Here is a 15,097-nt window from a genome sequence, read left to right on the forward strand (position 1 = left end):
CGATGCCATATGACTTTTAAAAACAATAGATAACTAGATACAAAACAACATCTGAAGCCATGTTAAAAAAATCTTCAAACAAAAATCTCAATTCTGCGGCTCTTGTAAAACTGAAAGAAGCTGCGGCTGAGAATGAAAAAATGATTTACGCGATGCTGGAAACTTCAGAAGAAGGGCTCAGTGAAAATACGGTAAAAGACCGTTTGAAAATCTATGGAAGAAACGAAATTGCCACCCAGAAGGCCCCCTCGTGGCTGAAGCAGTTTGCCCATTCTTTCTTTAATCCTTTCAATTATATTCTGGCCTGTATCGCTGTGATTTCATTATTCATTGATGTCATTCTTGCACCCGCAGAAGAAAAGGATCTCAGTACAAGCATCATTATTTCGGTCATGCTTATGTTTAGTACAACTTTACGTTTTATTCAGGAATTCCGAAGCAATAAGGCTGCTGAAGCACTAAAGAAAATGGTAAAAACCAGCTGCCTTACCAAAAGAAAATTTAAAGACAGCGAAGAAATAGAGATCACGGAAATTGTTCCCGGAGACCTCATTATCCTTTCCGCAGGTGATATGGTGCCTGCCGACTGCCGAATCCTGAAAAGTAAAGACCTTTTCATCAGTGAGTCTATTCTTACCGGAGAAGCACTACCTGTAGAAAAAAATGCCTTTCCCATCCGTGATGCTAAAGATAAAAACCCGCTTACCCTCCAGAATATATGCTTTATGGGAACCAACGTGGTAAGTGGCTCTGCAACAGTAGTCGTTGCCAATACCGGTATTTTCACTTATTTCGGAAGCATCAGCAGAAGTCTGGTTTCCAAAAGACCTGAAACCGCTTTCGATATTGGGGTAAATAAAGTAAGCTTCCTTCTTATCAGATTTATGCTGATCATGACCCCTGTGATATTCCTGATTAACGGATTGGTAAAAGGCGACTGGATGCAAGCCTTGTTATTTGCAATTGCCGTAGCCGTAGGACTTACGCCTGAAATGCTTCCTATGATCGTTACAGCCAATCTTGCTAAAGGTGCCGTTAACATGAGCAAAAAGAAAGTCATTGTAAAACGGCTGAACGCGATTCAGAATATCGGAGCAATGGATGTACTCTGCACTGATAAAACAGGAACCCTGACCCTTGATAAAATCGTTCTGGAAACCCACCTCAACGTTCGTGGGCTCGAAGATGATGAAGTATTAAAATGGGCTTACCTCAACAGTTTTCACCAAACAGGTCTTAAAAATCTTTTGGACCAGGCCGTTTTGGATCATGCTGAAGTTCATAATTTAATGAAGGCAGATGAGCTTTATCTGAAAGTAGATGAAATCCCTTTTGATTTCGAAAGAAGAAGAATGTCTGTAATCCTGAACACATCCAAAGGAAAACACCTGATGATTTCCAAAGGTGCCGTAGAAGAAATGCTTTCACTGTGTCATTATGCACTGGATCCGGGAGAAGATCACAGCCTTCACATAGAAAATGACAATATTGTTCCTCTGGATGATCTCATGAAGCAACAGATCATCAAAATGTCTGAAAAGCTCAATGCAGAAGGACTAAGAGTCTTACTGGTGGCTATCCGGGAATTTGATGGAAACCACCCGTTGAATTATTCTGTTGCAGATGAAAACCAGCTTACCCTTACCGGCTTTATAGGATTTCTTGATCCTGCCAAACCATCAGCTGAGCCCAGCATCAAAGCTCTGCATAAACTGGGAGTAGAGGTGAAAGTAGTAACGGGAGACAATGATATTGTTGCTAAAAAAATATGTCATGACGTGGGCATTCCTATCAATACGATTATGCTCGGTGACGAACTGGAAAACATGACGGATGAAGAACTCAGCAAAGATATGGAGCTATATTCTGTTTTTGCAAAAGTGAGCCCTTTACAGAAACAGCGTATTGTAAAAATATTAAGATCTAAGGGGCATACGGTAGGATTCATGGGTGACGGTATCAATGATGCTGCAGCCATCAAAGAGGCAGATGTGGGCATTTCTGTAGATACGGGCGCTGACATTGCCAAGGAAAGTGCAGACATTATCCTTCTTGAAAAAGACTTAATGGTCCTGCGAAGTGGTGTTATCTATGGCAGAAGAACCTTCGGAAATATCATCAAGTATATCAAAATGACGGCAAGCAGCAATTTTGGAAATATGTTCAGTATGATCGGCGCAAGTGCCTTGCTTCCGTTTCTCCCCATGCTTCCTTTGCAGATTCTTACTCAGAATTTACTGTATGACGTATCTCAGTCATCCATTCCCTGGGATACAATGGATAAAGATTTTCTGGAAAAACCGAAAAAATGGGAAGCCGGCAGCATCAAAAAATTCATGCTGTATATAGGACCATTGAGCTCCATTTTTGACTATATAACGTTTGCGGTCATGTTCTTTATTTTTAAAGCCAATACTCCGGAACACCAGAGCTTATTTCAGACCGGATGGTTTGTGGAAGGTTTGCTTTCCCAGACCCTGATTGTTCATATTATCAGAACAAAAAAAATTCCATTTATCCAGAGCTGGGCAGCCGCTCCGGTAGTTGCATTAACCAGTTTAATCATGCTGGCCGGAATTATGATCCCTTTCACTCCTTTGGCTGAATATCTGAAAATGCAGGCCTTACCTTTAAGCTATTTCCCTTATCTAATGGCCATCCTCACAGGATACTGCATTCTTACCCAATCGGTAAAACATTGGTTCATCAACAAATTTGGGCAATGGCTGTAGCATAGAAGCACTTATGTTCATTGAGCAGGATCAGAATTGGATACTACAAATACAATTTTAAAGCCCACACCCAACCGAAATAAAAACTAGAATTAAATAATTGGTTACAAACAATTTATATGAGAAAAACAGTATTAACGATCGTACTTTTGACATTGGTTATTTCCTGTAAAAACCCCAAAAGTGAAACCTCCCAGGATCAGGACCTTCTGATAAAAGGAGACAACGTCATCGTTCCTGAAAACAACCCTGTTTTCAAAAAAATCAAAACCGAAACAGTTGTTGAGCAGGAGCACAGTGATGGCGTTGTTTCTGTCGGAACAATCCAGGCAATCCCCAATCATTATGCAGAAATTGCCAGTCCGTTTTCAGGAAGAATTACCCAATCGTTTATCCGTCTCGGGCAAAATGTTTCAGCAAACAGTCCCCTTTTTGAAATCCTTTCCTCTGATTACTTTTCAGTTCAGAAAGATTATACGGACGCCCTGAATGATGTACAGCTGGCAGAGAAAAACTACAAACGCCAGCAGGATCTGGTAAAACATGGGGTAGGTATTCAGAAAGAACTGGATGAGGCGGAAACCGATTTTAAAAATAAAAAAACATCATTGTCTAATGCTTCTTCAGCTTTAAAAGTATACAACAGCAAAGGAGGAGGCATAGGAAGTCCACTCATTGTAAGAGCTCCTATCAGCGGAGAAATTATTTCCAACAAAATTGTGAACGGCCAATTCCTGAAAAGTGATGCAGACCCAGTCATCATTATTGCAGAATTATCAAAAGTATGGATCTCCGGAGATGTAAAGGAAAAAGACATCCGTTTTGTGAATATCGGTGATAACGTATCGGTAAAAGTAAGCGCTTATCCGGACCGGAATATTACCGGAAAAGTATATCACATCAATGAAGTGGTTGACGAAAGTACGCGAAGTATAAAAGTCCTCATTGAATGCGATAATCCCGACAGAAGATTGAAGCCGGGAATGTACGCTACCGTCAACTTCTCCACAACTCCTGAAAAAACAATTATGATTCCTGTTACTGCTCTGATGCAGAATGACAGCTCACAATATGTATGGGTAAAAACAGGCAAAAACCAATTTGCCAAACGCTCAGTCTCCACAGGAGAAACAGATCAGAAAACAACAAGAGTACTTTCAGGTTTGAAAGTTGGGGAAACCATCATGACTGAAGGTGGAATCTATATGCTGGATGCAAAATAATGTTGAATGTACAATGAAAATGCATAAAGTATACGGAAATACCAAGCAGCTATACTTTATATGCCCCTTTATACCAATAAAGAATTATGAAGCAATTACTTACACTCTCTATACAGAAGAGATGGCTGATGCTGGCCCTCTTCCTCTTACTGGGATTCTTTGGATATTATTCCTGGACCAAATTATCGGTAGAAGCTTATCCTGATATTGCCGACGTCACCTCACAGGTTGTAACGCAAGTTCCCGGGCTGGCAGCCGAAGAAGTAGAACAACAGATTACCATTCCATTGGAACGCTCTCTGAACGGGCTTCCGGGAATGCATGTGATGCGAAGCAAAAGTACTTTCGGACTCTCTATTATCACTATCGTTTTTGATGACGGGATAGATGATTACTGGGCCAGACAGCGCATCCAGGAAAGACTGTCTGATGTCACCCTGCCTTATGGAGCACAACCGGGGCTCGATCCCCTCACCTCTCCTATCGGCGAAGTTTACCGATATATTATTGAAAGCAACAATCACAGCTTACGGGAACTTACAGATTTACAGAAGTTCGTCATTATCCCTCGCATCAAACAGGTTTCAGGAATTGCCGATGTTACCAATTTTGGAGGAATTACCACTCAGTTTCAGATTGAGCTTGATCCTCATAAGCTTGAGCAATATGGTCTTTCTTTATCTGAAGTTACCGAAACCATTTCGAAAAACAACGTCAGTGCAGGAGGAAGTATGCTGCCCCGGGGAAATCTGGCGTATGTAATCCGTGGAATAGGTCTTGTAAAAGATCTGAATGACCTGGGAAAAATTGTTGTAAAAACCGAAAACGGAGTCCCTGTTTTCCTGAATGATGTAGGAACATTAAAATATGGAAACCTGGAAAGAAAAGGAATTCTGGGATATACCGACAGGAAACGTAATTACGCCGAAAGTGTAGAAGGAATCGTCTTACTATTGAGAGGACAAAATCCATCACAGGTATTGGAAGGCGTTCATGAAGCTATTGACGAATTGAATAATGAAACACTCCCTCCCGGCGTAAAAATTCATCCTTTTCTGGACAGAACAGATCTTGTAAGCACCACACTTCATACCGTATCCCATACCCTTACCGAAGGAATTGTATTGGTAATCATCGTATTGATCGTATTTCTGGGAAGCTGGCGGGGCGCATTGCTAGTCGCGATAACCATTCCGCTTTCCTTATTATTTGCATTTATCTTAATGCATTTTACCAATATACCGGCCAATCTTCTTTCACTGGGAGCCATTGACTTCGGGATTATTGTGGATGGAGCCATTGTAATGCTGGAAACGATTCTGAAGAAAAGAGAAGAAAATCCTGAAGAGGCATTAGAAGAGAAAACCATTACCCAAAGGGTGATTGAAGTGGCAAAACCTATTTTCTTTTCCACCATTATCATTATTACCGCTTATCTTCCCCTGTTTGCCTTTGAAAGAGTAGAGAAAAAATTATTTACCCCTATGGCATTCACAGTAGGTTACGCCTTGTTCGGAGCCCTGGCAGTAGCACTGCTTCTGATTCCGGGGTTAGCCTATGTGATCTACCGTAAGCCACAGAAGATCTATCACAACAAATGGCTTGAAAAAATAAGCAATGCGTATGGAAAAAGAATAGATAAAATCATGCAAACGCCTAAAAAGGTGATGATTCCTATAAGCATTGTTTTACTGTCTGCCGGAATCCTGTCTTATACCGTAGGAAAAGACTTCCTTCCTGAACTGGATGAAGGTTCTATCTGGCTTCAGGTACAGCTTCCACCGGGAATTTCACTGGCTAAAGCAAAAGAAATGAGTGATACGCTAAGAGCCCGGACTTTAAAACATTCGGAGATTACGTATATGATGGTGCAGGCAGGCCGAAATGATGACGGTACCGACCCATGGACCGCTTCTCACTTTGAAGTTTCTGTTGGAATAAAACCTTATAGCGAATGGCCTTCAGGAAAAACAAAGGCAGATCTCATTAAAGAGCTGGCTGCAGATTATAAAGAAATGCCGGGATTTACTGTAGGTTTCTCACAACCGATGATTGACGGAGTAATGGATAAAATTTCCGGTGCTCACAGTGAACTGGTGGTAAAAGTATATGGCGAAGATTTTAAAGAAACCAGAAGAATTGCCGAAAATGTTTTATCCACTTTAAATAAAATTCCGGGATCAGCGGATCTCGCCATCGATCAGGAACCTCCATTACCTCAGCTGCAGATCATTGCCAACAGGGACAAAATTGCCCAATATGGACTGAATGTAGCGGATGTAGCAGATCTTATTGAAGTGGCTTTAGGCGGCAAGGCGATTTCCCAGATTTTTATCGGTAACAAAGTCTATGATATTTCCTGCCGATACACTGAGGATAGCAGGGATACTCCGGATAAAATCGGGAATCTGATGCTGACCTCAGCTACAGGAGCTAAAATTCCTCTGTCTCAGGTCGCAGAAGTAAAATTAAGTACCGGAGAAAGCACCATTACCCGTGAGATGAATAAGCGACATCTTACTGTAAAATTGAATTTAAGAGGGACCGACCTTTCTTCTTTCCTGAAAATAGCTCAGAATAAAATTGAAAAAGACATCCAATACGATCACGAAAAATACCAGATCAAATGGGGTGGTCAGTTTGAAAATCAGAACAGGGCTTATTCAAGGCTGGCATTCATTGTTCCATTGGCACTGGCCATTATGTTCCTGTTATTGTATGGTGCATTTGGTAATTTCAAACAGGCTTTAGTACTGATGTCTATTGTTCCGCTGGCTTTATTCGGAGGAATGCTGGCACTCAATATTCGTGGAATGTCCCTGAATGTATCTTCTGCAGTAGGATTTATAGCCTTATTCGGAGTAGCGATTCAGAATGGAGTGATTATGATCTCCCACATCAATGATCTCCGAAAGAAAGGTTATGATCTGAAGCCTTCTGTCATCAAAGGAGCAAAGGATCGTTTCAGACCGGTACTGATGACTGCTACTGTTGCTGTAATCGGATTATTCCCGGCATCATTGGCTACAGGAATCGGTTCAGATGTACAAAGACCTCTGGCCACAGTAATCGTTTACGGATTGATGTTCTCTACTATTTTAACCCTGTTTGTTCTGCCTGCTATTTATTTTATGGCAGAACGTGGTAACAAAAAACAAAATTTGGAATCAGATGAAGCACTTAAACCTACAGATAACATTTAGAGTTTATTTTATTTTAATCGCGGCCATCTTACCCGGCATCACGGGAACGATAAAAGCACAGGAAAAAGAGCTCTTATCTTTTGAAGAATATTTGAGCCTTGTCGGAAAGAAGAATCTTGGCTATGCTTCTCAGAAATACAATGTGAGTATGGCAGAAGCTGCTATTCAGACCGCAAGTATGTTCCCTGATCCTCAACTGGAGGTGGAAACCACCAATAATGGAGTCAATAAAGATATGGGCTATGTCTACGGAACTTCCATCGGCTGGACCCTGGAGCTTGGTGGAAAAAGGAAGGCAAGGATTAATTTAGCTAAAAATCAGTCTGAACTGAGCAAAATACAGCTTCTTGATTTTTTCAGAAATCTCCGCGCAGATGCAAGCTTAGGTTATATTGAAGCTTTAAAATCCAAAGCTATCCTGGAAGTACAACAGGACTCCTATAAAAATGTACTACAACTGGCAAAGTCAGACAGCATACGATACCGTTTGGGAACAATATCTCTGGTGACTTCAAAACAGAGTAAATTAGAAGCAGCCTCTCTTCTGAATGAAATTTATCAGGCTGAAAGCGCCGAACAGCAGTCACTGACCAATCTCTCTGTCTTTCTCAGTGACAATAAGCTGACCGGAAGAGATGTCAATGGAGATTTCAATGCCTTCAACAGAGATTTCAGTGTTGATGATCTTATTCTTCAGGCATTAAATGAACGTGCAGATTTATTGGCAGCCAGGCAAAATACCCAAGTTGCCAAAAGTCAGATCAGCCTTGAGAAAGCCAACCGTATGATTGATCTGGGAATCAATGCCGGAGCAGAGCGTCACACTGAAGCCACTAACGAAATTGCCCCTTCCCCTACAGTCAACGCTGTAAAATTAGGACTCAGCATTCCGCTTAAGTTTTCCAACAGAAGAAATGCCGGACTGAAAATAGCTGAAATGGCTCATTCTCAGGCTGAGGTAGAATACCAGCAGATTGAACAGGGAATACGGGCCGAAGTGATGCAGGCCTATCAGCAATATCTGGCGACCCAAAAACAGGTAAAACAGTTCCACAACGGAATGCTTACAGAAGCCAAAAGTGTATTGGAAGGCATCACGTATAGTTACAAAAGAGGAGAAAGCTCTATCCTTGAAGTACTGAACGCCCAAAGAACCTACAATGGTATCAGAAAAGATTACTATCAGGCTCTTGCAGATAACGCAGCAGCCCTAGTGGAACTGGAGCGTAAAGCTGGAATTTGGGATATTAATTTTTAGTTGGAAGATGGGAGTTGGAGACTAGGAGTATTATTAGCTATGCCATCTCTAATAACCATATAATAATAGTGTTTAGCTTTCGCTTTAAAAAAGCAATTAATTGTCAGATAGTTATTCTCCGGCCTGTAAAAACTTCCAGCCTCCCTCTCCCAGCTTCCTGCATAACCAAAGCCCTGAAATCTGTTTGATTTCAGGGCTTTGGTTATTTCTTATACTGAGATTCATAAATTCCAATCCAGTCTTCCGGTGTCACCTTGCGGCTCAGCTCAGCGATCAGATCAAAAGGAATATCTTCTACCTTTTTGAAACGGACACAGGATTTCCCCATATCCAGTTTTCTTTTGGAATGTTTTGGGTATTCAGCCACAAACCAATCCAAGAGATCCGGTGTGGAATAAAGTCCCATATGATAAAGCGCTATAAAATTCTTTTGTGAAGCCAGATTAATGAACGGCAACGGACTGCCAGGAGTACAATGGTAGCCTGCAGGATAAGTTTTTAAGGGTACAGCCCAACCTACCATCCCATAACTGGGGCTTTCTTCAAAACCTTCCGGTAAATTATTACTGATTGTATCAAAAAGCTTTTTAAATCCTTCCTGCCTGTCTTCAGGAATCTTTGAAATATAATCTTCTATGGAAACTGCCTGGATCTGCATATTTTTTTTAGTTTCTTCTAAAGTACAATTATTTTATGACATGAAAATGGAATGATCAATACCATAAAAAAGACAGCTATAACAGGTATAGCCGTCTTAGTGAAATTATTAACTCAAAAAATTATTTTTTTATTGCCTTTACGGTTGACTTAGAACCATCTTTAAAGCTCATCGTCACTAAATATAACCCGGCATTCAGTTCACCTAAATGAAGTTCTTTTGTTGGGTTATCAATCGTTTTCACTACTCTTCCTGCTACATCTGTAACCGTTACAGATTTCACATCTTTCATATCAGAAATATACAGAACATCTTTGAACGGATTCGGATATACATTGATTTCTTTTTTCTTCACCGCCGTTTCTGAAGTGGACAGTGCTGCAGCTACTTCAAATGTAAAATCAATAAACTCTCCTCTTGAAATACTTGTACAAGGATTTGAAGGTGCTGTATTATTATAATCAACCATCACCCTCATTCTATAATTTCCTGCCGATGTTCCCGGAGGTACGGTGATAGATCCGGAAGTAGATGTAATGTAATCATTCGTTACAAAAACTCTTTCCGAAGTTTCAAAAGTTAAATTATTATTCCAGTCTACCCAAACCCCAAATCCACATGTTGGTCCTCCTGCCGTTAAAGATATCGGAGTTGTACTTCCTGCAATATTGGTTATTTTATTATTGGTTGCACTTAAGTTTTGGTATCCTCCCGTTACGCTGGAACCTGAAGTATAGGCCATATCTGTAGCTGCTCCTGTTGAGCTGAAAGCAGAAACCCATGAGCTCTGGCCACTGGATGAAGGCAGACAATACCCTGTTCTGAAGGTAGCAGCAAGATCACTCCAGCTACTCTTATCCGTAGAACTGCACACAGATCTTACCCAAACATAATAATTTGAATCGGGAGCCAGCGAGCTCAGTGGTGCAGAAATTGTAGAAGAAGTTTTAGAGTTTGTTGCATCTAAAACGGTAGTAGAAGTAGGGGCAATATTTGATGTACTGTAATATACTTCGTATCCGTTTGCAGGAGTAGAAGCAGGAGCCGTCCAGCCAATTGTTGCCGAGTTCATTGTGACATTCGATGCTGTAACAGCAGTTGGCTCAACACAGGTAGGAATATCCTGTACAGTAATATTATCAATATAAATAGATCGGGAAGTGCCCCCTAAACCGTGCTTAAATGCCAATTGCAAATCAGAACCGGCAGGAATATTCACCGTATACTGTACAAAAGCTGTTGTCAGAGTAATAGGAGAACCTATTGGTGTAAAAGAAGCAGGATCTGCAGGATTTGATAAAGTACCTACTGACAATGTGTAATTGCTTGCTCCTCCTTTCGCATAAAATCTCACTCGTTTATTACCGTCTGAAAGGTTTACAGTTGGAGGTGAAACCAACATCTGGCTGCCTGTAGTAGCAGTTGAATTCGTCAGATAATAAGCGTTAGGTGCCGAAAAACTATTGGTTGTTGATGCATTTACATAACCATAGCCCGCAAATGAGGTACTTTCAAGATATGCCCAGCAGCTTGGAGCATTAGTATTGCTTGAGGACCCGGTTGCCGTAGTATCAAAATTTTCTGTGTACGGAGTGGTGAAAGTAGAACAAGCTGTTTTAAATGTTCCTGCAAAAGACCATACACTCTGGCTTGTTGCTGAGCTGCAGTGGGATCTTACCCAATAATAATAAGTTGTATTGGAGCTAAGACTTCCTATCGTAGTGCCGGTACCTGTTACGCCCGTATAGGTAGGAGACGTTGTATTTGTAGGTGTTGTAGCTGAAGTACTGTGATATACATCATAATTTACGGCATTCGTTGGAGACGTCCATGAAACAAATGCAGAATTTGCCGTTATCCCCGAAACAGCCTGCAGTACAGGAGGTGCACAATCTGAATAGGCATCTGCTGAAAAAGCAAAAATATTCGGTAACCCTGTCCCGCTCGTTTTCGTTACCGTTACACTTTGTATCAGTTTGGCCTGGTTTGCCGCATCTATTGCCAGCTCTGCCTGATATAATCTTGGGTTGGTTCCTCCTTCAGGCGATGGGGAATCATCTCCACCGGCAGGAGTAGCTCCTGGCTTTTTGATCCTTCCAATTCCCTGTATTGCATAATTACTTCCCCCATACCAGTCTAAAAGGTTGAGACCTGAAAAAGTCTGCGAACTGCCGTCTGTAAAATTGACAACTGCATTTACCACAGAAGTTCCACTTCCACTCACGGCAAGCATATACAATTTAGATACAGCCTTTGGTGTTGTAAACACTAAGGTTCCATTATCATTTACGGCAGCTAATCTCAAAGAATTGTTCGCACTCAGATTTCCCAGCTGAAAACTCAACCCTGGAGTGGATGCCACCACAGAATTAATAACCCCATCAACCGGAATACCATACGTAAGAACCGGACTTGTATTGGTCAACTGAAAATCTCTCGCTACAAAGGCATAAGAAACGCCGTCTACGTCATTATTGGTGGAAATTGCTGAAGATCCTACTCCGTTTGCAATTACGTCTGCAGTATAGCCGGAAGCAATCGGCATCGTCTGATAATTCTGAGCCATCAATGCTGAGGCACAGAAAAGAGCAATAGCAGGTACTGCTCTAGAAAATAAATTTATTGTCATTTTATTCACATTTGTGTCGAAAATTAAGAAAAATTTCAACACGAAAAGATTATTTTTAATAAAAAATCAATATTTATTTAAAAAACATCAAATATTAATACACAAACTAATATTATTATTTTAAATCTATGGTAGAAACGAACGATTTCTTATTGATCCTTAATTTTATTATTGGGAAATTAAATCCTATTTTTGTCATACAAATTTTTTGAACAATGCCAAATATTTCAAACAGAGCACTGCATATGCCGGCATCACCGGTAAGAAAACTGGTTCCTTTTGCATTACAAGCAAAACAAAAAGGAATAAAAGTATATCACCTTAATATCGGACAGCCTGATATTGAAACTCCGGAAACGGCTTTAAATGCTTTAAAAAACATTGATTTAAAAGTATTGGAATATGCACTTTCTGAAGGTAATATTGAGTACAGAAAAGCCCTTACAGAATACTATCATTCACTAGGTTTTTCAGACCTTACTCCGGATAGCTTTATTGTAACCAACGGAGGTTCTGAAGCCCTTAACTTTGCCATTTCCACATTATGTGACGAAGGTGATGAAGTTATTATTCCTGAACCTTACTATGCCAACTACAATGGTTTCACCAGCACTTTTGATGTGAATGTAGTAGCAGTTCCTTCAACGATTGATACCGGTTTTGCTTTACCTCCTGTTGAAGAATTTGAAAAAAAGATTACGGAAAGAACAAGAGCGATCGTAATCTGTAATCCAGGAAACCCAACGGGGTACCTGTATACACGTGAAGAGCTTCAAAAGCTTGCTGAAATTGCTTTAAAATATGACATCGTTATCATCTCTGATGAAGTATACAGAGAATATGTATATGACGGAAAGCAGCAGATCTCAATGCTTGAATTCCCTGAGCTGAGCGAAAACTGTATCATCATCGACTCTGAATCTAAGCGTTATTCTATGTGTGGAGTAAGAATCGGTTGTATGGTAACCCGTTCTAAAAAGATCCGTGATGCAGCAATGCTTTTTGCACAGGCAAGACTAAGCCCTGTTCTTTTGGGACAGATTGCCGCGACAGCAGCTCACCAAAATGACGGACCTTACATCAGAGCCGTGAGAGAAGAATATACTCACAGAAGAAATGTATTGGTAGACCTTCTGAATGCAATTCCTGGGGTGATCTGCCCTAAGCCAAGAGGTGCCTTCTACTGTGTGGCAGAACTTCCGGTAGATGATACTGAAAAATTTGCACAATGGCTGCTGGAAAAATACTCCCTTAATAATGAAACGATTATGGTAGCTCCTGCAGGCGGATTCTACAGTAATCCTGAATTAGGAAAAAAACAGGTAAGAATTGCTTACGTGTTGAAAGAAGAAGATTTAAAAAGAAGTGCTGAGATTCTTAAAGAAGCTTTAAAGAAGTACAGAGAAGAATTTAGCCTATAAAAACATTATATAATGCCGACAACAAAAAAAATACATCTGAAAATACTTTTTTCGATCTTTTTGCTGTCGGCATTTTTTTCCTGTGACCCTAAGAAACAGGAACAGACTGTAGCTCACAAAAATCCAAACGAAATAACGTCGATCAGTGTATCCCATATCGGAGGTACGCTTGGAGAATACAGAATCATTAAAGCGACTAAAGATTCTGTCTTTGCTGAGAAGGGAGCTACAGCCAAACATATCCATAAAGAATGGAGTTCAGCCATCAATACTGACACCTGGAAACGGCTCGTTTCTTCTGTCAAAACCTCAGATCTCGACCGTATCAAAAGCTCTCCAAGCCAGCAATCGGTATACGGAATTGATGAAACTTTTCAGATCCGGACCCCGAAAAAGGCCCATTTCTATGTCAACTCATTTGCAGACACGGCACATTACAAGCAACTGCAACAGCTTAAAGAACAATTAGACAAAATTCTTCCTAAAGAATACAAAGAATACCAATAAAACATGCAAGAAAATTTTTCCTTAAAGCCTTACAATACATTCGGCGTTGATGCCAAAGCTAAATACTTCGCTGAAGTAAACAGCATTGAAGAATTAAAAGATGTACTCACTTTTGCAAAAGCACAGTCACTTCATCTTTTGTTTTTAGGTGGCGGAAGTAATATCCTGCTGACTCAAGATTTTGACGGCCTGGCCATTAAACTTAACTTAAAAGGAATTTCTGAAGAAAATCTGAACGATCATGAAACTCTTGTCACAGCAAAAGCAGGAGAAAACTGGCATGAATTTGTACTATACTGCCTTCAGAAAAACTATGGCGGATTGGAAAATCTATCTTTAATTCCCGGAAATGTAGGAACTTCTCCAATGCAGAATATTGGTGCTTACGGAACTGAAATCAAAGATATTTTTGTCAGCTGTATCGTTCTGAACCTGGAAGATCTTGAACTTAAAACTTTTGATCTTGAGCAATGCAGATTCGGGTACAGAGATTCTATTTTCAAACAGGAAGGAAAAGGGAAATATGTTATTCTGGAAGTTACTTTTAAACTGACTTCACAAAACCATCATATCAAAACTGAATACGGAGCAATTAAATCTGAACTGGAACATCTGGGAATTGCCAATCCTACTATTCAGGATGTCTCCAAAGCGGTAATTAATATCAGACAAAGCAAACTTCCTGATCCTAAAGAAATAGGGAATGCCGGAAGCTTTTTCAAAAACCCGACGATTCCTTTGGCCCAGTTTGAAGATTTGAAACAGAAATTCGAAAATATTCAGGGGTATCCGAACGGAGATATGGTAAAAGTTCCTGCCGGATGGCTGATTGAGCAATGCGGATGGAAAGGCAAACAAATCGGAAATGTAGCGTCACACAAACTACAGTCATTGGTTATCATCAATGCAACAGGAGAGGCAACAGGAAAAGAGATTTTCGATTTTTCCACAGAGATCATCAACTCCGTCAAAGAAAAGTTCGGGATTGAGCTTGAGCGGGAAGTGAATATTATTTAATATAAAATATACAGAGGCTGTTTCAATATGAAGACAGCCTTTTTGCTGCTGATTTTTCAGCTATATTCATCACCATAAAGGTGCAAAGATTGTATTTATGATAAAAATCCCACAATATCTTTTTGAAACCCTCTCAAAGAATAGATCTCACAGACAAATTATTATTTTTTTTTATCGCCACAAATGCACGAATAATCTTCTTTATGAATAAAAAATTTATTCGTGTATTCTAAGACATATGCAAATTATATCTTGTTAAATTTACAAAAGGTTCTTCTCTTTTTACCACGGCGAAGATTCTATAGACGAGTTTACAGCATACCGCATTAATAATAGAATTATGAGCTTTTCCCTGCTCTTTTTTCTTTTATAATACGCTTTGATTTCCGGATCGTACATAATAGCAGAGTTAGCACCACTGAAAAGTACGGTCTTTATTCTTCTGTTTC

At 40.2% G+C, this 15,097-nt stretch carries 9 protein-coding genes; 7 read left to right on the forward strand and 2 right to left on the reverse strand.

From position 1 onward, the window contains the following. Positions 1–59 precede the first annotated feature (59 nt). The 4 genes from mgtA (at position 60) to AC106K_RS12555 (ending at position 8,416) form a co-directional block, all read left to right on the forward strand. Entirely contained in the window at positions 60–2,732 is a 2,673-nt protein-coding gene (gene mgtA, locus AC106K_RS12540; RefSeq protein ID WP_482445707.1) for a magnesium-translocating P-type ATPase, read from the forward strand. Positions 2,733–2,851: 119 nt separating this feature from the next. Further along, positions 2,852–3,955 (forward strand): efflux RND transporter periplasmic adaptor subunit, encoded by a 1,104-nt coding sequence (locus AC106K_RS12545; RefSeq protein WP_482445709.1) that lies wholly within the window; start codon positions 2,852–2,854, stop codon positions 3,953–3,955. 86 nt (positions 3,956–4,041) lie between these two features. Further along, positions 4,042–7,158 carry an efflux RND transporter permease subunit gene (locus AC106K_RS12550; RefSeq protein WP_482445711.1) on the forward strand — a complete coding sequence of 1,039 codons (3,117 nt, stop codon included), beginning with the start codon at positions 4,042–4,044 and terminating at the stop codon, positions 7,156–7,158. Then, complete coding sequence (locus tag AC106K_RS12555; RefSeq protein WP_482445712.1) at positions 7,127–8,416, forward strand: TolC family protein; 1,290 nt, start codon at positions 7,127–7,129, stop codon at positions 8,414–8,416. The genes AC106K_RS12550 and AC106K_RS12555 overlap by 32 nt, the downstream gene beginning before the upstream one ends. A 202-nt stretch (positions 8,417–8,618) precedes the next feature. On the opposite strand, the gene AC106K_RS12560 is transcribed toward AC106K_RS12555, so the two are convergent. Beyond that, on the reverse strand, positions 8,619–9,074 hold the full coding sequence (locus AC106K_RS12560; RefSeq protein WP_482445714.1) for a DUF1801 domain-containing protein: 456 nt from the start codon (positions 9,072–9,074) through the stop codon (positions 8,619–8,621). A 121-nt stretch (positions 9,075–9,195) separates the two neighbouring features. Further along, complete coding sequence (locus tag AC106K_RS12565; protein ID WP_482445715.1) at positions 9,196–11,703, reverse strand: GEVED domain-containing protein; 2,508 nt, start codon at positions 11,701–11,703, stop codon at positions 9,196–9,198. Positions 11,704–11,918: 215 nt separating this feature from the next. Here AC106K_RS12565 and AC106K_RS12570 point away from each other — a divergent pair, with 215 nt between their 5' ends. Genes AC106K_RS12570 through murB form a run of 3 tightly spaced genes read left to right on the forward strand, consistent with a single transcriptional unit; the run spans position 11,919 to position 14,648 of the window. Further along, positions 11,919–13,124 carry a pyridoxal phosphate-dependent aminotransferase gene (locus tag AC106K_RS12570; protein ID WP_482445717.1) on the forward strand — a complete coding sequence of 402 codons (1,206 nt, stop codon included), beginning with the start codon at positions 11,919–11,921 and terminating at the stop codon, positions 13,122–13,124. 12 nt (positions 13,125–13,136) lie between these two features. Next, entirely contained in the window at positions 13,137–13,631 is a 495-nt protein-coding gene (locus AC106K_RS12575; RefSeq protein WP_482445719.1) for a hypothetical protein, read from the forward strand. 3 nt (positions 13,632–13,634) lie between these two features. After that, a complete protein-coding gene (gene murB, locus AC106K_RS12580; protein ID WP_482445720.1) occupies positions 13,635–14,648 on the forward strand; it encodes a UDP-N-acetylmuramate dehydrogenase in 1,014 nt (337 codons plus the stop codon). Positions 14,649–15,097: the final 449 nt, after the last annotated feature.

The organism is Chryseobacterium sp. FR048, assembly GCF_056844665.1.